An 18,944-nucleotide genomic window follows, 5' to 3' on the forward strand; every position below is an offset into this window, starting at 1 on the left:
CTGGGGCGGGCTGCCCTCAGGGCAGGGCCCGCACCAGCTCGCGGAACCGGTCGCCGCGGATCTCGAAGTTCGGGAACTGATCGTAGGAGGCACAGGCCGGCGAGAGCAGCACCACCGGCTCGGGGGCGCCCGAGGCGGCGGCGTTCTCGGCGGCCTTCGGGACCGCCACGTCCAGCGTCTCGCAGCGGGTATAGGGCACGGCCCCCTCCAGGGTCGCCGCGAAGGCATCGGAGGCCGCGCCGATCAGGTAGGCGTGGGCGACCCGCTCGAAATACGGGACCAGGGGGAAGATGCCGCCGTCCTTCGGCTTGCCGCCGAGGATCCAGTGGATGTCCCGGAAGGCGGTCAGCGCCTTCTCGGTGGAATCCGCGTTGGTCGCCTTGGAATCGTTGACGAACAGGACGGGCCCGCGCCGTCCGACCTCCTCCATCCGGTGCGGCAGGCCGGGGAACGAGCTCAGCCCGGCCTGGATCGCGTCGAGCGGCAGGCCCAGCGCCCGCGCCACGGCGACCGCCACCGCGGCGTTCTGCCAATTGTGCGCGCCTCGGAGCGATCCGATCCCGTTCACGTCGGCGAGCGCCGTGCCGTCCGGCTCGCGGACGATGCCGTCGCGCACGGTCAGGGCGTCGGCGCAGAGCACGTCGCCATGGGGCACGTGCACGCGCACGAGGTCGGTGCCGCGCCGGTCGGCGATGGCCCGGCTGGGGGCATCGTCGATGCCGACCACCGCCAGACCCGCGCCGCGGATCAGGCGCTCCTTGATGGCCGCGTACTGCTCCATGGTGCCGTGGCGGTCGAGATGGTCCGGGGTGATGTTCATCAGCACGCCGACGCTCGGATCGAGGCCCGGCGTCAGGTCGATCTGGAACGACGACATCTCGATCACGTGGACGCGTCCCGCATCGGGCGGCGCCAGCGACAGGATCGCGGTGCCGATATTGCCGCCCACCTGCACGTCGCGGCCGGCCTGGGCGAGGACATGGGCGACGAGGGCCGTGGTGGTCGATTTGCCGTTTGTCCCGGTGATCGCCACGAACGGGGCCCCCGGCGCGGTCACCCGGCGCTCGCGGCAGAACAGCTCGATGTCGCCGACGATCTCCACCCCCGCGTCGCGGGCCAGCCGGACGGTCCAGTGCGGCTCGGGATGGGTCAGCGGCACGCCGGGGCTGAGTACGAGGGCCGCGAGGCCGGACCAGTCGGCCTTGCGCAGGTCCCGGGTCTCGATCCCCGCGTCCCGGGCGCGGGCGAGGCTGTCGGCGTTGTCGTCCCAGGCGATCACTTCGGCGCTGCCGGCCCTCAGCGCATGGGCCGTGGCCAGCCCCGAGCCGCCCAGCCCGAACAGGGCGATGGTCTTGCCTTCGAAAACGGTGATGGGAATCATGGTGAGGCTCGGAACGCGATGGCGGCATCTGGCCGATCCCATCCCTCATCCCGAGGCACCCGCTTCGCGGCTGCACCTCAGGATGAGGACCTGAGTGGGATCAACGATCTCCGCCGGTCGAATAGCACACAATCTCAGCGCAGCTTTAGTGTTGCCAACCCGGCGAGCGCCAGGATCACCGCGATAATCCAGAAGCGGATCACGACCTGCGGTTCCTTCCAGCCCTTCTGCTCGAAATGGTGGTGGATCGGCGCCATGCGGAAGACCCGTTTGCCCGTGAGCTTGAACGAGGCGACCTGGATGATCACCGACATCATCTCCAGGACGAACAGGCCGCCGACGATCGCCAGGACGATCTCGTGCTTGGTCGCCACCGCGATGGTGCCGAGCAGGCCGCCGAGCGCCAGGGAGCCGGTGTCGCCCATGAAGATCTGGGCCGGGGGGGCGTTGAACCACAGGAAGCCGAGGCCGGCCCCGATCACCGCGCCGCAGACCACGGCCAGTTCGCCGGAGTCGCGGACGTAGTTCACCTGCAGGTAGCTCGCCGTGAAGGAGTTGCCGACGAGGTAGGCGATGAACCCGAAAGTGCCGCAGGCGATCATCACCGGCACGATCGCGAGCCCGTCGAGCCCGTCGGTCATGTTCACGGAATTGCCCGCGCCGACGATCACGAAGGCCCCGAACAGGGCGTAGAACCAGCCGAGGTTCAACAGCGCGTCCTTGAACACCGGGAAGGCCAACTGGTTCTGGAGGGCCGCGGGCGAGTAGATCGAGATGATCGTGCAGGCCGCGATGGCGATCAGCGCCTCGAGCGCCAGCCGGAACTTGCCCGAGAAACCCTTGTGCGACTGCTTCGTGACCTTGAGATAATCGTCGTAGAAGCCGATCGCCCCGAACCCGAGGGTGACGGTGAGCGTCACCCAGACGTAGTGGTTGCGGGGGTTCGCCCAGAGCAGGATCGCCACCACCGCGCCCGCCAGGATCATCAGGCCGCCCATGGTCGGCGTGCCGCGCTTGGTCAGCAGGTGGGTCTGCGGCCCGTCCTCGCGGATCGGCTGGCCCTTGCCCTGGCGCAGGCGCAGGAGCGAGATGATCCAGGGCCCGAACCAGAACACGAACAGCCCCGCCGTGAACAGCGCGCCGCCGGTGCGGAAGGTGATGTAGCGGAACACGTTGAACGGCGTGAAGGTGCCGCTCAGTTCCGAGAGGAGGTACAGCATCCGGGCGCTCGGCCCCTCTGTTCAGTCGCGGGTTTCGGGGGGCGGCACCGAACGTCCCGGACGCTCGGGCGTGCCGATCATGGGGCGGCGGCCGTGCGGATCTCGACATCGGCGCGCCGCGTCGGATCGACCGCGTAGCGGGCTTTCAGCGCCTCGACAATCCGGCCCATGCGGCTGCCGTTCGATCCCTTGACCATGACGGCGTCGCCGGGGCGCAGGACCCCGGCGAGGGGCTCGATCAGATCGATGGCGGCGTCGGCCACGCCGCCGCGCCGGCTCACCGGCAGGGCCTCGAACAGGTGGCGCATCAGCGGACCGGCCGCGAAGACGAGGTCGATGCGTGCCGCCTCGATCGCCTCCGCCAGGCCGCGATGGAGGTCGGGGGCGGCGGGCCCGAGTTCCAGCATGTCGCCGAGCACCGCGATGCGGCGCCCGCGCGGGCCGGTCTCGATGCCGGCGAGCGTCGCCAGCGCCGCCCGCACCGAGGCGGGGTTGGCGTTGTAGCTCTCGTCGACCAAGTAGGCGGTGCCGCCGCCGATCGCCAGCGCGGTGCGCTCGCCGCGCCCGACCGGCGGCGTCAGCGCCCCGAGGGCGAGGGCGGCCCGGGCGAGATCGGCGCCCAGCGCGTGGATCACCGCCATGACGCCCAGCGAATTCAGCGCCGTGTGCCGGCCCGCGGTGCCGAGCCTGTAGGTGACCGGTTGGCCCATCACCACCGCGTCCACCACCGACAGGTCGGGGCGGAGCACGATCCGCTGGGCCCGGACATCGGCCTGCGGGTGCTCGCCGAAGCTGATCACCCGGCCGGCCCGGGAGGCAAGCGCGTGTGCCACGAGCCGCTCGAAATGCTGGGCATCGCGGTTGATGATCGCCACGCCGCCCGGCCGGAGCCCGGAGAAGATCTCGCCCTTGGCGTCCGCGATGGCGGCGAGCGAGGCGAAATGCTCGATATGCACCGGCTCGACCGTGGTGATCAGCGCGATGTCGGGCCGGACCTGGGCGGCGAGCGGCACGATCTCGGCCGCGTGGTTCATCCCGATCTCGAATACGCCGTAGCGCGTGGAGGCCGGCATCCGGGCGAGCGTCAGCGGCACGCCCCAGTGGTTGTTGTAGGAGGCCGCCGAGGCGTGGGTCTCGCCCTGCTCGGCCAGGACGTGGCGCAGGGCCTCCTTGGTGCCGGTCTTGCCGACGGAGCCGGTCACCGCGACCACGTGCGCGCTCGTCCGGGCGCGGGCCGCGGCCCCGAGGCGGGTCATCGCCGTCAGGACCGGATCGTCGCCCGCCTCGCGCACCGCCAGCAGGGGGCCGTGCGTCGCGAGATCCGCGGCGCGGTCCGCGCGCACCACCGCGGCGCCGGCGCCGCGTCCGATTGCTCCGGCGACGAAGTCGTGGCCGTCGCGCGCCTCGCCCCGGATGGCGAAGAACAGGTCGCCGGGCTGGAGCGTCCGGGTATCGATCGACGCGCCGCCGATCGGCCGGACCGCGCCCATCAGGCGCCCGCCGGTGGCGGCTTCCAGCTCCTCGCAGGTCCAGAGTGCGGTCATGATCCCCCCGTCGCCGTCAAGCGGCCGCGTCGGCGATGGCGGCGCGCAGGACCGCGTGATCCGAGAACGGCAGGGTGCGATCCCCCACGATCTGGCCGGTTTCATGACCCTTGCCGGCGACGACCAGCACGTCGCCGGGTCCGAGCCGGCGAACGGCATTCCGGATCGCCTCGGCCCGGTCGCCGATCTCCTCGGCGCCCGGGGCCGCCGCCAGGATCGCCTGGCGGATCGAAGCAGGCTCCTCGGTGCGCGGGTTGTCGTCGGTGACGATGACCGTGTCGGCCAGCCGATGGGCGATGGCGCCCATGAGCGGGCGCTTGCCGCGGTCGCGGTCGCCGCCGCAGCCGAACACCACCACCAGCCGGCCGGACGCGAAGGGACGCAGGGCCGTCAGCACGCTTTCCAGGGCTTCGGGCTTGTGGGCGTAATCGACGAGACACAGGCCGCCCCGCGCCTCCCCGATCCGTTCCATGCGGCCGGGCACGCCGGTGAGATGGTCCAGGGCCGCGAAGACGCCGGCGGGATCGGCCGCGCCGGCCGGGGTGGCCAGCGCGAGGCCGGCCGCCACCAGGGCGTTCTCGACCTGGAACTCGCCGACGAGCGGCAGCCGGAGGGTGTGGTCGCGGCCGTCGAAGGCGATGCGGACCGTCTGGGCGAATCCCTCCGTCCGGACCGATTCGACCCGCAGGTCCCGGCCGTTGCGGCCGACCGTGCGGACGGGCCGCCCGGCGCGCTGCGCGGCGGCGATCACCCGATCGGCATAGGCCCCGTCGGCGTTGACCACCACCGGACAGCCCGGGGGCAGAAGATCGGTGAAAAGCCGTACCTTCGCAGCAAGATACTCCTCGATGCTCGCGTGATAGTCGAGGTGGTCGCGGCCGAGATTGGTGAACCCCGCCGCCGCGAGCCGCACGCCGTCCAGGCGGCGCTGCTCGATCCCGTGCGAGGAGGCCTCCATGGCGAGGTCGGTGACGCCCTCGCGGGCCAGGCGCGCCAGGGTCTCGTGCAGGGTCACCGGGTCCGGGGTGGTGAGCGAGCCGTAGTGCGCGCCGCGGTTTGTGACGATCCCGACGGTGCCCAGGCTCGCCGCGTCGCGCCCGAGCCGTGCCAGGATCTGGCGCACGAAATCGGCGACCGAACTTTTCCCTGCGGTGCCGGTGACCGCCACAACGGTCTCCGGCTGCGCCCCCGCCAGCCGGGCGGCGGCGAGCGCCAGCGCCCGTCGCGCATCCGCTACGGCGACCCAGGCGACTGAATCAGGAAGATCCGCGGGTCGCTCGCCTTCGCCAATCACCGCCATCGCGCCGCGATTGGCCGCCCGCGCGGCGAAGCGGCGCCCGTCGGCCTTGGTGCCCGGCACGGCGACGAACACCGTGCCGGAGGCGACCTGCCGGCTGTCGGCGGTCAGTCCCGACACGGCCAGGTCGCTTGCCGCGCCGGAGGCTTCCGGGAAGAGCTCGGCGAGCCGGGCGCTCACGACACCACCATCACGGGCCGCCGAGCTGGTTGACGTGGTAGGCGTTGAGCTTGACCATCTGCGGGAACGGCCTCACCGGCGGCTCGAATTGCGGCGGCAGGCCGAGGATCGGCGCAACGCGCTCGATCACCTTGCCGGTGACGACGCCCGCGTTCCAGGCCGCGGTGGCGTAGCCGCCGGATTCGGGCAGACCCTGCGGCTCGTCCATGATCGTGACGAACAGGTATTTCGGGTCGTTCATCGGCGCCGCCGCCATGAAGGTGGTGAAGAGGCGGTTGTGGATGTAGCGGCCGCCGATCACCTTCTCGGCCGTGCCGGTCTTGCCGCCGACGAAGTAGTACGGGATCGCGGCCTTCTTGGCCGAGCCCTCGGAGGCGTTCAGCCGCATGATGTAGCGCATGGCCTCGGAGGTCTGGCTCGACAGGACGTGCGTGGACCGCGCCTTGTCGTCGGGGTTCGCCTTCATGAAGGTCGGGGTGATCAGGTCGCCGCCGTTAGCGATCGCCGCCACCGCGGCCGCGGCCTGGATCGGCGCCACCGCGATGCCGTGGCCGAACGCGATGGTGATCGTGTTGATCTCGCTCCAGCGCGACGGGACGATCGGGGCCGCGCTCTCGGGCAATTCGGTGCGCAGCCGGTCGAGCAGGCCCATCTTCTTCAGGAACGCCTTGTGTCCGGGCACGCCGACGCCCAGCGCCATCTTGGCCGAGCCGATGTTCGACGAGTGGGTGAACACCTCCGGCATCGTGATCAGCCGGTTGGTGCCGTGATACTCGTGGATCTTCTGGCGGCCCCAGTTCAGCACGCCGCCGCGGGTGTCGAAGGTCGAGTTGACGTTGTACTTGCCGGAATCCAGCGCCATGGCGAGGGTCATCGCCTTGAAGGTCGAGCCCATCTCGTAGACGCCGACATTCATGCGGTTGATCCGGTCGGGGGAGAGCGCGTCCTTCGGGTCGTTCGGGTCGAAATCCGGCATCGAGACCAGGGCGATGACCTCGCCGGTCTTCACGTCGAGGATCATGGAGGCGCCGGCCTTCGCCTTGAAGTGGTCGATGCCCCAGGCGAGCTCGTCGCGCACCGCGAACTGGGCGCGCAGGTCGAGGGAAAGCTGCACCGGCTTCAGGTCGGCCTGCTTGCTCACCAGACCGAAGCTGTTGAGTGCCTGGAGGCCGGTGGAGTCGATGTACTTCTCCATGCCGGCGATGCCGATGCCGTCGAGGTTGGTCGCGCCCAGGATATGGGCGGCGGCGACGCCGTTCGGGTAGACGCGCTTGTGGTCGGGCAGGAAGCCGATGCCGGGAATCCCGAGCCGGTGGACTTCGGCCTGCTGCTTCGGCGTCAGCTCGCGCTTCACCCAGACGAAGCCGGCGCCGCTGCGGCCTTTCCGCGAGGACAGCTTCGCGCGCAGCTCGGAGGCGTTGAGCTCCGGCAGCACGGCGGTGAGGAGTTCCACCGCCTCGTCCTTATCGTAGATGTTGCCGGGCTCGGCGAAGACCGAGACCGTGCGGATGTCGGTGGCCAGGATCTCGCCGTTGCGGTCGACGATGTCGGGCCGGAAGGCCGTGGACGACGCCGCCGCGACCCGGTGCTCCTGGCTCGGCGGATCCCCGAAGATCGCCATCATCAGGAGCTTGGCCGAGATCGTCCCGAACACGGCGACGAAGACCAGCCCGACCAGGGCCACGCGCATGTGCGACCGCTCGATGGCCAGCCGGAACATGCTGCGCACGAAGGCCTTCGTGCGGTCGGCGCGCGGCTCCGGGGCGAGCGCCTCCTCGGGGAGCGCGCGCGGGGCGGTGGCGGCGAGCGCGAGGGCGGCGGCCTCGAGCAAGGCGGCCTCGTGCGTCGACACGGCGGCCTCGTCGGGAATCAGGTCGGCGTCATCGGACACGGGAGACTACCTCGAAGCCGTCGTCGGGGTGCGGGTCGTGGTGACGGTGCGGGTGATCGCACCGGTGGTGCGCGGCTCGACGGCACCCTTGTCCTTGGGCGTCGCCGTCGCTGCGAGCAGCCGGCCGATCTCGTCGCCCCGCTCCTGCCGGGCGGGCAGGTCCGCGAGGCGCGCCAGGTGGCTCGTGCCGATCGGCACCAGGTCGAGATGCTTGTCGACGGCCGCCTGAAGCCGGTCCGGCCGGGTCAGGAGCTGCCACTCGGCGCGCAGCACCGCGATCGCCTGGCGCTCGGAGTGCAGCGCGCTCTGCAGCTTCGAGACCTGGGCGCCCTGGTAGAGCGTGTCGTACTTGATCGAGTAGGCGTAGATCGCCGAAGCGACGAGCCCGGCCACCGCCAGGAGGTTCAGGAGGCGGATCATCGACGGTGGCCCCCGCGGGCGGCTTCGGGAAGGCTCGCCAGGGCGGTCAGGGCCGCGAGCGGCTCCGGCACCTCGGATTCCGTGCGCGCGGCGGCACGGAGCTTGGCCGAGCGGGCGCGCGGATTGCGCGCGGTCTCGGCCTCGCCCGGCAGGACCGGGCCCTTGGTCACGAGATCGAAACTGCGCACCGTCTCCACGGGCGTGCCCGGCAGGTGCCGCGAGCCCTGTCCGGCGCGACCGCTACGGGCGGCGAAGAACTGCTTGACGATCCGATCCTCCAGGGAATGGAACGTCACGACGGCGAGCCGCCCGCCGGGCCTGAGCACCCGCTCCGCCGCGTGCAGCGCGCGCACCAGCTCGCCGAGTTCGTCGTTCACGGCGATCCTGAGGCCCTGGAAGGTCCGCGTCGCCGGATGGATGTGGCTCCCGGGCTCGACCCGGACGACGCCAGCGACCAACTTGGCGAGCTGCGCGGTCGTCTCGATCCGGCCGCGGCGGCGGGCCTCGTGGATCGCCCGCGCCACGGCCCGCGAGCGACGCTCCTCGCCGTAATGATAGATGATGTCGGCCAGAACCACCTCTTCGGCCTCATTGACGAGGTCCGCGGCGCTCGGGCCATCGCCACCCATGCGCATGTCGAGGGGGCCGTCGTGGCGGAACGAGAAACCGCGCTCGGGCAGGTCGAGCTGCATCGACGAGACGCCGATGTCGAGCACGACGTGATCCGCCCGCGCCTCGCCCCCCTCGACCAGGAGGGCGTCGAGATCGCCGAAGCGCCCGTTCATCAGCCGGAGACGTCCGGGGAACGCGGCCGCCATCGCCTGGCCGGCCGCGATCGCGGTCGGGTCGCGGTCGATGGCGAGGATCTGCAGGGCCGGATCGCGCTCCAGCAGCGCGCGGGTATAGCCGCCGGCTCCGAAGGTGCCGTCGACCGCGAGGCCGCCCTCGGTCCGCAGGGCGTCCGTCACCGCGTCGAGCAGGACCGGGATGTGCGGCGGGGCTGTGGGTTCCCGCTCCGCGCAGCCCTGGCGCGCCGCGGTCAGCAAAGCGGTCGAGGGACGTCGCCGGTTCATGGGCGCCTCGGCGCGGCGGCGCGATCGGGGGCGGGATGGCGGAGCGCTCCGGAACTCCGGGCGCTGATGCGGCTCGTGCGTCTCATGGTGCCCTGTACCGGGCCGCCCGAGGGCGGCGCGCGTGACGGGAACGGCACCGGATGCGACATGCGCAAAACGCCGCGCACGGACGGGACCTGCTCGAAGGCAAGTTGCGCCCGGCGATCCGATACGCGCCGTTGACGGGAGGATGCCGGGTATCATGGGCCTCGGAGGATCGTCAACGCACGCGCTTGGCGCTGCCGCGCGGACCGATCTGACCCCGCCAAGGTTAACCGGAGGTTTTTGCCGCGCGGGAAATTCGGCCTCCGCGCCATCCGGTCCGGCCGGTCCCGCCGCCGGGCCGCCGACCCGCGACAAGGCCTTGCAGCCGCGTCGCTTTTTGGTCGGTGGTGGATCAGCCGGCCTATAAGCCGGGTTCTGTAGGGCCGGAGCGCCGGAGCGCCCCGACGTGGCGGCCATTCCTCTGGGACGGTCGTCGCCGACCGCCTCGAGCAACCAACCCGGGCGACTGGCCTGGAGAGCCGGCCTGCCCTTCTCGCGAAGGGCGCGCCGCCCCTATTCGGTCTTGCTCCCGGTGGGGTTTGCCATGCCGTCCGCGTTGCCGCGTCCGCGGTGCGCTCTTACCGCACCCTTTCACCCTGACCCCGGACGCGTCCGGGGCGGTCTGCTCTCTGTGGCACTGTCCCTGGGGTCGCCCCCGCCGGACGTTATCCGGCACCGTCTCTCCATGGAGCCCGGACTTTCCTCCCCGGACGCCGAAGCGCCCGGAGCGGCCGCCCGGCCGGCTGATCCGCGGGCAGATGCGCCCGCGCCGCCGCCCGGGTCAAGGTCGGTTACCAGGAGCCGGTGTTCTCCATGGAGGCCCAGGGCTCCTGCGGCTCCTTCGCGCCGCCCTTCTGGAGGATCTCGATGGAGATGCCGTCCGGCGACTTCACGAAGGCCATGTGGCCGTCGCGCGGGGGCCGGTTGATGGTCACGCCCTTGTCCCGGAGCCGCGCGCAGAAGGCGTAGATGTCGTCGACCTGATAGGCGAGGTGCCCGAAATTGCGCCCGCCCGAGTAGGTTTCCGGATCCCAGTTGTAGGTGAGTTCGACGAGCGGCGACTTCGTCTCCGTCGCCCGGGCGGCATCCCCCGGCGCTGCCAGGAAGACGAGGGTGAAGCGGCCCTTCTCGTTGTCGATCCGGCGCACCTCCTGGAGGCCGAACGTATCCACGTAGAAGGCGAGCGCCCGGTCGAGATCGGCCACCCGGACCATGGTGTGCAGGTATTCCATCGGCGGCACTGCCTCTGTTGCGGCGGGGGCCGTCGCGACGCCCCCCGAGAAACGGACACGACCGGGCGCGCCCGCGGCGGCCGGTCGCGCTCCTAGCTAGAGCGCGGGCCGGCGCACGGGTAGACCGGGCCCGCAGCCCGCCGTGACCGGGGGCGCCGGGTGGACGCCCGCGCGACCGCGTTGCGCCGGGCGCCGCGAGGGACCAGAACGGACCCGATCCAGACCCGAAGTGAGAGACGCATGCGCACCGAGACGCCGCCGCTGATCCGCCTCGAGGAATACCGGCCGAGCGACTACCTGATCGACCGGGTCGACCTCGACATCCGCCTCGATCCGCACGCCACCCGGATCGACGCGACCCTGGCGCTGCGCCCGAACCCGGATGGCATCCCGGGGGCGCCGCTGATCCTCGACGGCGATGACCTGCGGCTGGTGTCCCTTGCCCTGGACGGGGCGGAACCCGCGAGCGACGCCTACACGGTGTCCCCGTCGGGCCTCAGCCTGCTCGCTCCGCCCCGGCGGCCCTTCACCCTGCGCCTCGTCACCGAGGTCGACCCCACGGCCAACACCCGGCTGATGGGCCTCTACCGCTCGAACGGCGTCTATTGCACGCAATGCGAGGCCGACGGCTTCCGCCGCATCACCTACTTCCTCGATCGCCCCGACGTCATGGCGGTCTACACCACGCGGATCGAGGCGGACCGGGCCGAGGCGCCGGTGCTGCTGGGCAACGGCAACCGGATCGACGCCGGCCCGGTCGGCGCCGACCGGCACTTCGCCGTCTGGCACGACCCGCACCCGAAGCCCGCCTACCTGTTCGCCCTGGTCGGCGGCCGGCTCGGGATGGTCGAGACCCGGTTCACCACCGCCGAGGGACGCGCCGTCACCTGCGCGGTCTATGTCGAGCCCGGCAAGGAGCCCCGGGCGGACTACGCCCTCGATGCCGTGATCCGCTCCATGGCCTGGGACGAGGCCGCCTTCGGCCGCGCCTATGACCTCGACTTGTTCAACGTCGTCGCCGTGTCCGACTTCAACATGGGCGCGATGGAGAACAAGGGCCTCAACATCTTCAACGACAAATACGTTCTGGCGAGCCCCGAGACGGCGACCGACGGGGATTACGCGGCCATCGAGGCGATCATCGCCCACGAGTATTTCCACAACTGGTCGGGCAACCGCGTCACCTGCCGGGACTGGTTCCAGCTCTGCCTGAAGGAGGGCCTGACGGTCTTTCGCGACCAGGAATTCTCCTCCGACATGCGGTCCCGGCCGGTGCACCGGATCGCCGAGGTCCGGTCCCTGCGCGCGCGCCAGTTCCCCGAGGATGCCGGGCCGCTGCGCCACCCGGTACGGCCGCGGGCCTACGCGGAGATCAACAACTTCTACACGGCAACCGTCTACGACAAGGGCGCGGAAATCGTCCGGATGCTGCGCACCCTGATCGGCCCGGCGGCGTTCCGGGCCGGCATGGACCGCTACTTCGCCGACAATGACGGGCGCGCCGCCACCGTCGAGGACTTTCTGGCCGCCTTCGCGTCGGTGACCGGGCGCGATCTCGCGGCCTTCGCCCGCTGGTACGAGCGCCCCGGCACGCCCCGCCTGTCGGTCTCCGGCCGGTATGATCCGGAGGCGGCGCGCTACACCCTGCGGCTGGCGCAGAGCCTGCCCGGCGCGGACGGACCGCCCCTGGTGATCCCGGTGGCGCTCGGCCTCGTCGGCGCGGCCGGGCCGCTGTCCGGCGCCACCTGCGCGCAGGTGCAGGACGGCGTCTACGTCTTCGACCGCCCGGAGGTTGAGATCGTCTACGAGGCCGTCACCGAGGAGCCGGTGCCGTCGGTGCTGCGGGACTTCTCGGCGCCGGTGCGCCTCGATCTCGCCCTCACCGACGCGCAGCGCATGCGGCTGCTGGCGCAGGACAGCGACCCGTTCAACCGCTGGCAGGCGGCGCAGGATGTCGCCCTGCGCCTGATCCTCGACGCCGACACCGGCCGGATGGAGGCCTTCGCGGAGGCCCTGGGCCGCTTCCTCGACGGCGAGGCCCTGGCCGATCCGGCCTTCGCGGCCCTCGTCCTGGCCTTGCCGAGCGAGGGCGAGGCTGCCGACGCCCTCCTGGCCGATGTCGACCCCGACGCGATCCACCGGGCCCGCACCGACCTGCGGGCGTATCTCGGCCGGACGCTTCGACCCCGCCTCGAACGGATCGACGCCGCCCTGGCGCCGGTCGCGGGTGAGCCCTACAGCCCCGACGCCGCTTCGGCGGGGCGCCGCTCGCTCGGCAACGCCGCCCTCGACCTGATCGCGGCGGGCGATCCGCCGGCGGGCGCCGCGCGCGCCGCGGACCGCTTGGCGAGCGCCACCAACATGACCGACCGCCTCGCCGCCCTCGCGACCCTGGCGCTGATCCCCGGGGCGGAGCGCGAGGCGGCGCTGGCGGATTTCGCCGCGCGCTACGCCGACGAGCCCCTCGTCCTCGACAAGTGGTTCGCCATCCAGGCCCAGATCCCCGAAGCCGGGACGCTGGACCGAATGATTCGGCTGCAGGACCACCCGGCCTTCACCCTAACCAACCCGAATCGGGTGCGCGCCCTGATCGGCAGCTTCGCGTTCGGCAACCCAACGCAGTTCGCGCGGCGCGACGGAGCGGGATTTTCCTGCGTAACCCGGACCGTCGCGGCACTCGATTCCACCAACCCACAGGTTGCCGCGCGCCTGCTCACGGCCTTCGGATCGTGGCGCCGGCTGGAAAAATCGCGCGCCGCCAAAGCCGTCGAAATGCTCAACGGGATCAAGGCGATCCCCGGCCTGTCCCGGGACAGCGCCGACATCCTCGCGCGTAGCCTGGAAGGTGGCTAAGCACTTGAACCTGCGGTAGAAATCGATTCTCCGGCACGGCTGCAACACGGGGTGTTCGTCAAGGCCGTATGGTAAAAAAGCCGTGGACAAACCGCCCCCCAGGGTGATTGTATTCACATAGATTCGGGGAGCGGGGCTCCGCTCGGGTCGTTGTTCCCACGGACGAGGTTCGGCCATGCCGGAGGCGGCTTCCGCTTCCTTCTCCGCGCGTGCGGACTCGACTCTGACCGTCTCCTGGCCGGCCCGCGCACCGGAGTCGCGGTTCGGTCAGGCCGAGCGCTGGTTGCGCTTCGCCGTGCCGGGGACGCTGGCAGTGTTCCTGGCCTGCCTGATCGGGCTGGCGGCGCTGCACATCCGCGGCCAGCGTGCCGAGATCCTGGCGGTCGCCAAGGTCGAGGTCGAGGAATTCGCGCGCTTGGCCGCCCGGGCCGTCGGTCCCGCGGGGATCCTCGCGACGGACCTACGCGGGCTGATGCCGGAGAGCGCGCGGCATTCCGGGCGGCGCCTCCTGCTGGTTCGGCCCGATACCCGCATCGTCGCGTCCCATCCGCCCCTCCCGGCCGATCTTCAGACGCTGTCCCAGGTTCTCGGCGCGAGCGAGCCCCTGTCCGGGCTCGGCGAGCGCGCCGGGACCATCGCCCTGGACCTCCCGGGGGGCGAGACCGTGCTGGCCGCCATGCACAGCCTGCCCGGCGGTCTCGGACAGGTGGCCGTGGTCCAGCCGATCGAGCCGCTCCTGCGCGGCTGGAGCGCCCGCACCCGCGATCAGATCGTCCTGATCGCCGCGGCGGCCCTCGTGATCCTCGGCGTCAGCCTCGCCTACGGATTGCAGACCCGGCAGGCGACCCGGGCCGACCGCGCCCGGGAGAAGATCCACGGCCGCCTCGAGACGGCCCTGCGCCGCGGCGCCTGCGGCCTCTGGGATTGGGACGTGGCCCGGGGCCGGATCTACTGGTCCGATTCGATGTACGGCCTGCTCGGCTACCAGCGGCAGAACGAGTACCTCTCCTTCGGCGACGTCAACGGCTTGGTCCATCCCGACGACGGGGATCTCTACAGCCTCGCCCGGGGCGTCGCGGCCAACCAGACCCATATCGACCATGCGTTCCGCATGCGCGGCGCCGACGGGGCCTATGTCTGGTTCCGCGCCCGCGCCGAGGTCGTGGTCAACGCCGCCGACGGCAGCCAGCACTTGGTGGGCATCACCACCGACATCAGCGAGCAGCGGGCCCTGGAGGAGACGAACGCGGCGGCCGACATGCGCCTGCGCGATGCCGTCGAGGCCATCTCGGAGGCCTTCGTCCTCTGGGATACCGGCAACCGGCTGGTCCTGTGCAATTCGAAATTCCGTCACCTGCACGCCCTGAGCCCGGAGGATGCCAGGTCCGGCCAAGGCTACACGGATGTGATGGGGCGGGGCGTGCTGCCCCAGGTCCGGCGCGAATCGCCGGAGGTCGGCATGGCGCTCGGCGGCATGGCGGCCCGGACCTTCGAGGCCGAGCTGGCGGATGGCCGCTGGCTCCAGATCAGCGAGCGGCGCACCAAGGACGGCGGCTACGTCTCGGTCGGCACCGACATCACCAGCCTGAAGCGCCACCAGGAGCAGCTCCAGGCCTCCGAGCGCGAGCTGATCGAGACCGTGAAGGATCTCAAGCGCTCCCGCCGGACGCTGGAACTCCAGACCCAGCAGCTCGCCGACCTCGCCGAGCGCTACCTCGACCAGAAGGCCGTCGCCGAGGCGGCGAACCAGGCCAAGTCCGAGTTCCTGGCCAATATGAGCCACGAGCTGCGTACGCCGCTCAACGCCATCATCGGCTTCGCCGACGTGATGGAGAACGCGGTGCTCGGCCCGCTCGGCACCCCCCGCTACACCGAATATTGCCGGGACATCCGCGAGAGCGGATCGCATCTCCTCTCGATGATCGACGACATCCTCGACATGGCCCGATTGGAGGCGCGCCGCGTGCGGCTGAGCCCCCGGGCGATCTCGGCCGAGGATGCGGTGTCGTCCGCCCTGGCGCCGATGGCGGCGGCCGCCCGGGAGAAGGCGATCACCGTGAGCGTGGACGTGCCGCCCGGGCTCGACCTGCTGGCCGATCCGAGCGCCATGCAGCAGATCCTCGTCAACCTCGTCCAGAACGCCGTGAAGTTCACCCCGATCGGGGGCCGCGTCGCGCTGCGCGTACGGCGTGCGGGCGCCAGCACGCATCTGTTCATCGAGGATAACGGCATCGGCATCCCGCGCTCGGACCTCGCCCGGCTCGGCCGGCCGTTCACGCAGGTCGAGGCGCAGATGACCCGGAGCCACAAGGGATCGGGCCTGGGGCTCGCCATCACGCGCTCGATGGTCGAGCTGCATGGCGGATCGCTCCGCATCCGCTCCGAGGAAACGGTCGGCACCATCGTCCTCGTGCGCCTGCCCGCCGCGATCGCCGATCGAACGGCATCGAACAGGCCGAGCGCGCGCGCACCCGAGGCGCCGCGGACGGGCCGGCGCGCGGGATCGCCCGTCGCGGTGTAATGCCGGGGCCCGAGCCTCGCGTCTTCGCAAGCGCCGCGCGGACCATTCGGGACGCCGATTCAGGGCCGCGGATCGAGGCCTCCGAGGCGCGCGGCGCGCCCCTGCTCCATGTGCCAGCGCGCATCGGCCACGGCGCGGGCGAGCCGCCGGATGCGCCAGCGCCTGTACAGGGCGAGGATCGGATTGCCGTCGAGCCCCGCCTGATGCCGGCGCAGGCGACGGAGCAGCTCCGGGAGTTGGGCCGAAGCGGCCTCGCCGGTGGCGATCTCCATGGCCCGCAATTCGGCCCTGAGGCCCGCCTTCCAGTCTTCCATGACGCCCGCGCCTCCGCGACATGACTGCGCGCCTCGACAACCCGCGCGTCGGAGCGGGGTTGACCCCGCAGACGATCCGTTCCGCGGATCATGCACGGAGATGTCGATCGATGCGATCCAGGACAGCGCTGCGCTTCACCCTCGCGACCCTGCTCGCCCTCGCCGCCGCCCCGGCGCTCGCCCAGAGCACCGGCTACGTGACCGGGTTCCCCGGCAAGGATCCGGCGGGCGACGAGGAGATCGGCTGGGGGCCGGCCTACCGGCCGGAGACGAGCTTCACCCAGCCCGGCACGCCGCCGACCCCCGGTGAGATCGCCGGCCGCGCCTACCGCGCCCGGACCGGCCATGGGGTGTACGACCGGGTCGAGGGTCCCAACAGGGCCTGGTAGGCGCCGATCCGCGTGGGGCTTTCGGGCGGACTGGCGACGACCGCGGCGGATGATGCGGTACCGCCGCTCAACGCTTCAGGGCCCGCTTGGCAGCGGCGCGCGCCTCCTGCTCGAACCGGGCCAGGCGCAGGCGCTGCTCCAGGGAGAGCGCGTGGTTGCCCGGCGGGAGCGCGATGATCTCGGCCACCGGGGTCCGGTCGCGATAGAGGCTCTCCAGCGCCGATCCGTCCAGGGTCGCCGAATCCAGGCGGTCGGCGAAGCCGGTCGCGTGGCAGGCGCGCACGATCTCGTCCTCCAGGAGCAGCCCCGGGGCGTGGCTGCGCAGGGCCTCGTCGTAGGCGGTCTTCAGCAGGGTCGCGGTCCCCTTGCCGGTCAGGGCGAGGCTGACCGCCACGGGACGCCCGTCGAGGGTCAGCGCGTCGGCCCGGATGCCGACCGGGCCCGCCGCGTCCGCGAACAGGGCGTGGGCCAGCGCGGCGGTCTCGGGGCGGCAGGCCATGGCGGTGCCGGCCAGACCCTTCCAGCCATCGCGTTCGAGGTCGAGGAACGCCGCGCGGAGGCGGTCCAGGTCGGCGCCGGCCGTCGCGCTCTCATAGGCGACGGCGCCGGTCTCGGCGAGCCGCCGGGCGCGGCGGCGCAGATCCTTGAACCGGGACCGGTTCGGATGGCCTGCCAGAAAGGCGTCGTGATCGGCCCGGCGGTCCATGACCGGGCGCTCGAAGGCCGCCACCGTGCCGATCGTCCAGCCGCGTGCGCGCATGGCCGCCAGCAACTCCGGCACCGCGCCCTCCCCGGTCGGCAGCAGCGGCCAGCGCCAGGCCCGTCCGCCGGAGGCCGCCGCGAGGCCGGTCACCAGGGCATCGACGTCGGCGGCCCGCCCGGGCCCGTCGGCCACCAGGGGTGCCGTGGCGGTGACGAAGGGCGAAAGGAACGGCCGCATCACCCGGCCGCCGAGACCGGAGAGGTCGCGGGTCGGCACGCAGGGCAGGAGCGCGACGAGGCGGTTTGCCCGCCGGACGATGACGTAGCGCAGAGCGGCCGGCAGCAGGCCGGCGGCCGCGTGGGCCGCCATGACGTGCCGCGAGAAATGCGGGTGCGGGGCGGCGGCGGCCTCGAACAGCGCGTCCCAGGCCTCGGCCTCGGGGGCCGTCGAGCAGGCGATCGACAGGTCGGACGTCGCGGGAACGGCGCTGGTCCGGCTCATCGGACGGCTCCCGCGACCCAGACCGGCGTCGGAAGGCCGTGGATCCGCCCGGCGGCGCGGGCCAGCAGGCCGGACCGCACGACGGAGGCGAGCGCCACCGCCACGGCGGCGCCGAGCGCCCCGAGGGGCGGCACCAGGATCAGGCACAGGCCCGCGGCGGCGATGAGGGACGCCGCGGTGATCCCGGCACAGAGCCGCTCGCCGCCCAGCATGGTGAGCAGGTCCTCGCCGGGCCCGAACAGGCTCGCCGCGACGCTGCCGGCCACGAGGACGCACAGGATCGGGACGCTGCCCCCGAGTCCCGCGCCGAACAGCGCCAGCAGAAGCGGGCTGGCGGCCAGGATCGCGCCGCCGACCGCCACGGTCGCGGCCGCGGTCACCCGCGCTTGCCGCCGCACGAGTTCGGCGAGGAGGAGGCGGTTCGCCCCGGCCTGCGCCGCGCTGTAGCGCTGGAGCGTGGCGGCGCTGACCGCGAAATGCACGAACACCACGAATTGCTGGATCCGCGTCGCCGCGAAGTAGATCCCGACCTCGGCCGGGCTCACCAGGGCACCCAGCACGATCACGTCGACGAAGGTGAAGCCGGCATTGGCCAGATCGATGGCGGCGATCGGCAGGCTCGTGCCGAGCCAGGAGCGCCAGCGATAGCGGTGCGGTCCGGACGACAAGTCCCGGCGCAGCCGCGCCGCGAGCAGGCCGGCCTGCAGGGCGGTCGCGGCAGCGGCGGCGGCGAGCATGCAGGCCATCGCCACCTCGGCGCGCGGCGGCGCTCCGAGGAGGATCGCCGCGATCATGCCGGCCATAATCAGGGTCTGGCGCAGGAGATAGGGGGGCGCGATGGCGAGGCCGATCCAGTTCTGGCTGCGCGCCACGCCCTCCAGATAATCCTGGAGCGCGAAGAGCGGCATCACGCAGACGGCGACCGCGATCGGGGCGCGATAGGCCGGCGCGAACAGGCCCGGTTCGAGTAGGAGGAGGGCCGCGCCCAGCCCGGCGACGGCCAGCGCCGCCCCGCCGGTCACCAGCGCGCCGGCGCGGATGTAGCCGCGGGCGAGGTCGAGATCCCCCTGCGCTTGGTCGGCCGGCACGAACCGGCAGGCGCCCTGCGACAGGCCGAGGGTCAGGGTGTGGCCGAGCATCGCGGTCCAGACCCAGACGGAGGCGAAGATGCCATAGGCTTCCCAGCCCATCAGCCGCGCCGCCAGGACCTGGGAGACGTAGGCGAAGCCGGCCGAACCGACCCGGATCGCGAAAACCGTGAGCGCCATCCGCTGCGGGCCGTCGCGCAGGGCCCGCAGGCGCCGGACCGCGCGGGCGGGGAGAGCCTTGGCTGACACTACG

14 protein-coding genes and 1 other RNA gene are annotated in these 18,944 nt (G+C 72.0%); 3 read left to right on the forward strand and 12 right to left on the reverse strand.

Annotated features, from left to right (window positions below; translation table 11 throughout):
* Positions 1-16: 16 nt before the first annotated feature.
* The 9 genes from murD to AC3IF1_RS22855 all read right to left on the reverse strand — a co-directional run bounded on the left by murD (position 17) and on the right by AC3IF1_RS22855 (position 10,322).
* Positions 17-1,381 carry a UDP-N-acetylmuramoyl-L-alanine--D-glutamate ligase gene (murD, locus tag AC3IF1_RS22815; protein ID WP_489219464.1) on the reverse strand — a complete coding sequence of 455 codons (1,365 nt, stop codon included), beginning with the start codon at positions 1,379-1,381 and terminating at the stop codon, positions 17-19.
* Positions 1,382-1,515: 134 nt separating this feature from the next.
* Positions 1,516-2,601, reverse strand: a complete 1,086-nt coding sequence (gene mraY / locus AC3IF1_RS22820) for a phospho-N-acetylmuramoyl-pentapeptide-transferase (protein WP_243968016.1) — start codon at positions 2,599-2,601, stop codon at positions 1,516-1,518.
* Positions 2,602-2,678: 77 nt separating this feature from the next.
* On the reverse strand, positions 2,679-4,145 hold the full coding sequence (locus tag AC3IF1_RS22825; protein WP_489219465.1) for a UDP-N-acetylmuramoylalanyl-D-glutamyl-2,6-diaminopimelate--D-alanyl-D-alanine ligase: 1,467 nt from the start codon (positions 4,143-4,145) through the stop codon (positions 2,679-2,681).
* 16 nt (positions 4,146-4,161) lie between these two features.
* Positions 4,162-5,622 (reverse strand): UDP-N-acetylmuramoyl-L-alanyl-D-glutamate--2,6-diaminopimelate ligase, encoded by a 1,461-nt coding sequence (locus AC3IF1_RS22830; protein WP_489219466.1) that lies wholly within the window; start codon positions 5,620-5,622, stop codon positions 4,162-4,164.
* A 10-nt stretch (positions 5,623-5,632) separates the two neighbouring features.
* Entirely contained in the window at positions 5,633-7,453 is a 1,821-nt protein-coding gene (locus AC3IF1_RS22835) for a peptidoglycan D,D-transpeptidase FtsI family protein (protein ID WP_489220448.1), read from the reverse strand.
* A 66-nt stretch (positions 7,454-7,519) separates the two neighbouring features.
* The gene (ftsL, locus tag AC3IF1_RS22840; RefSeq protein WP_243968019.1) at positions 7,520-7,933 is read right to left on the reverse strand and encodes a cell division protein FtsL; all 414 of its coding nucleotides are present in this window, start codon (positions 7,931-7,933) and stop codon (positions 7,520-7,522) included.
* Positions 7,930-9,006, reverse strand: coding sequence for a 16S rRNA (cytosine(1402)-N(4))-methyltransferase RsmH (rsmH, locus tag AC3IF1_RS22845; protein WP_489219467.1), 1,077 nt, complete (start codon positions 9,004-9,006; stop codon positions 7,930-7,932). Before rsmH ends, ftsL begins: the two co-directional genes overlap by 4 nt.
* Positions 9,007-9,438: 432 nt before the next feature.
* Positions 9,439-9,837, reverse strand: an RNA gene (gene rnpB, locus AC3IF1_RS22850) — RNase P RNA component class A.
* A gap of 44 nt (positions 9,838-9,881) precedes the next feature.
* The gene (locus AC3IF1_RS22855; protein WP_489219469.1) at positions 9,882-10,322 is read right to left on the reverse strand and encodes a VOC family protein; all 441 of its coding nucleotides are present in this window, start codon (positions 10,320-10,322) and stop codon (positions 9,882-9,884) included.
* A gap of 240 nt (positions 10,323-10,562) precedes the next feature.
* On the opposite strand from AC3IF1_RS22855, the gene pepN reads away from it, so the two are divergent.
* Both pepN and AC3IF1_RS22865 read left to right on the forward strand, forming a co-directional pair.
* Positions 10,563-13,175, forward strand: a complete 2,613-nt coding sequence (pepN, locus tag AC3IF1_RS22860; protein WP_489219471.1) for an aminopeptidase N — start codon at positions 10,563-10,565, stop codon at positions 13,173-13,175.
* 175 nt (positions 13,176-13,350) lie between these two features.
* A complete protein-coding gene (locus AC3IF1_RS22865) occupies positions 13,351-15,696 on the forward strand; it encodes a PAS domain-containing sensor histidine kinase (RefSeq protein ID WP_489219472.1) in 2,346 nt (781 codons plus the stop codon).
* A gap of 59 nt (positions 15,697-15,755) precedes the next feature.
* Here AC3IF1_RS22865 and AC3IF1_RS22870 read toward each other — a convergent pair whose 3' ends face one another.
* Positions 15,756-16,010: a hypothetical protein gene (locus AC3IF1_RS22870; protein WP_243968026.1), complete on the reverse strand. Its 255-nt coding sequence runs from the start codon at positions 16,008-16,010 to the stop codon at positions 15,756-15,758.
* A gap of 110 nt (positions 16,011-16,120) precedes the next feature.
* Between AC3IF1_RS22870 and AC3IF1_RS22875 the strand changes: the two genes are divergently transcribed.
* Positions 16,121-16,399 (forward strand): hypothetical protein, encoded by a 279-nt coding sequence (locus tag AC3IF1_RS22875; protein WP_489219473.1) that lies wholly within the window; start codon positions 16,121-16,123, stop codon positions 16,397-16,399.
* Between the two features lie 67 nt (positions 16,400-16,466).
* Here AC3IF1_RS22875 and AC3IF1_RS22880 read toward each other — a convergent pair whose 3' ends face one another.
* Positions 16,467-17,603 (reverse strand): GNAT family N-acetyltransferase, encoded by a 1,137-nt coding sequence (locus AC3IF1_RS22880; protein WP_489219474.1) that lies wholly within the window; start codon positions 17,601-17,603, stop codon positions 16,467-16,469.
* Entirely contained in the window at positions 17,600-18,940 is a 1,341-nt protein-coding gene (locus AC3IF1_RS22885; protein ID WP_489219475.1) for a lipopolysaccharide biosynthesis protein, read from the reverse strand. The genes AC3IF1_RS22880 and AC3IF1_RS22885 overlap by 4 nt, the downstream gene beginning before the upstream one ends.
* Positions 18,941-18,944 lie beyond the last annotated feature (4 nt).

This window comes from Methylobacterium sp. E-012 (assembly GCF_057836545.1).

What these genes read in the sequence shown, in the direction of transcription:
- AC3IF1_RS22880 (WP_489219474.1), bottom strand. Translation starts at nt 17,603, where the DNA reads ATGAGCCGGACCAGCGCCGTTCCCGCGACGTCCGACCTGTCGATCGCC.
- AC3IF1_RS22855 (WP_489219469.1), bottom strand. Translation starts at nt 10,322, where the DNA reads ATGGAATACCTGCACACCATGGTCCGGGTGGCCGATCTCGACCGGGCG.
- rsmH (WP_489219467.1), bottom strand. Translation starts at nt 9,006, where the DNA reads ATGAACCGGCGACGTCCCTCGACCGCTTTGCTGACCGCGGCGCGCCAG.
- mraY (WP_243968016.1), bottom strand. Translation starts at nt 2,601, where the DNA reads ATGCTGTACCTCCTCTCGGAACTGAGCGGCACCTTCACGCCGTTCAAC.
- murD (WP_489219464.1), bottom strand. Translation starts at nt 1,381, where the DNA reads ATGATTCCCATCACCGTTTTCGAAGGCAAGACCATCGCCCTGTTCGGG.
- AC3IF1_RS22875 (WP_489219473.1), top strand. Translation starts at nt 16,121, where the DNA reads ATGCGATCCAGGACAGCGCTGCGCTTCACCCTCGCGACCCTGCTCGCC.
- AC3IF1_RS22870 (WP_243968026.1), bottom strand. Translation starts at nt 16,010, where the DNA reads ATGGAAGACTGGAAGGCGGGCCTCAGGGCCGAATTGCGGGCCATGGAG.
- pepN (WP_489219471.1), top strand. Translation starts at nt 10,563, where the DNA reads ATGCGCACCGAGACGCCGCCGCTGATCCGCCTCGAGGAATACCGGCCG.
- AC3IF1_RS22865 (WP_489219472.1), top strand. Translation starts at nt 13,351, where the DNA reads ATGCCGGAGGCGGCTTCCGCTTCCTTCTCCGCGCGTGCGGACTCGACT.
- ftsL (WP_243968019.1), bottom strand. Translation starts at nt 7,933, where the DNA reads ATGATCCGCCTCCTGAACCTCCTGGCGGTGGCCGGGCTCGTCGCTTCG.
- AC3IF1_RS22825 (WP_489219465.1), bottom strand. Translation starts at nt 4,145, where the DNA reads ATGACCGCACTCTGGACCTGCGAGGAGCTGGAAGCCGCCACCGGCGGG.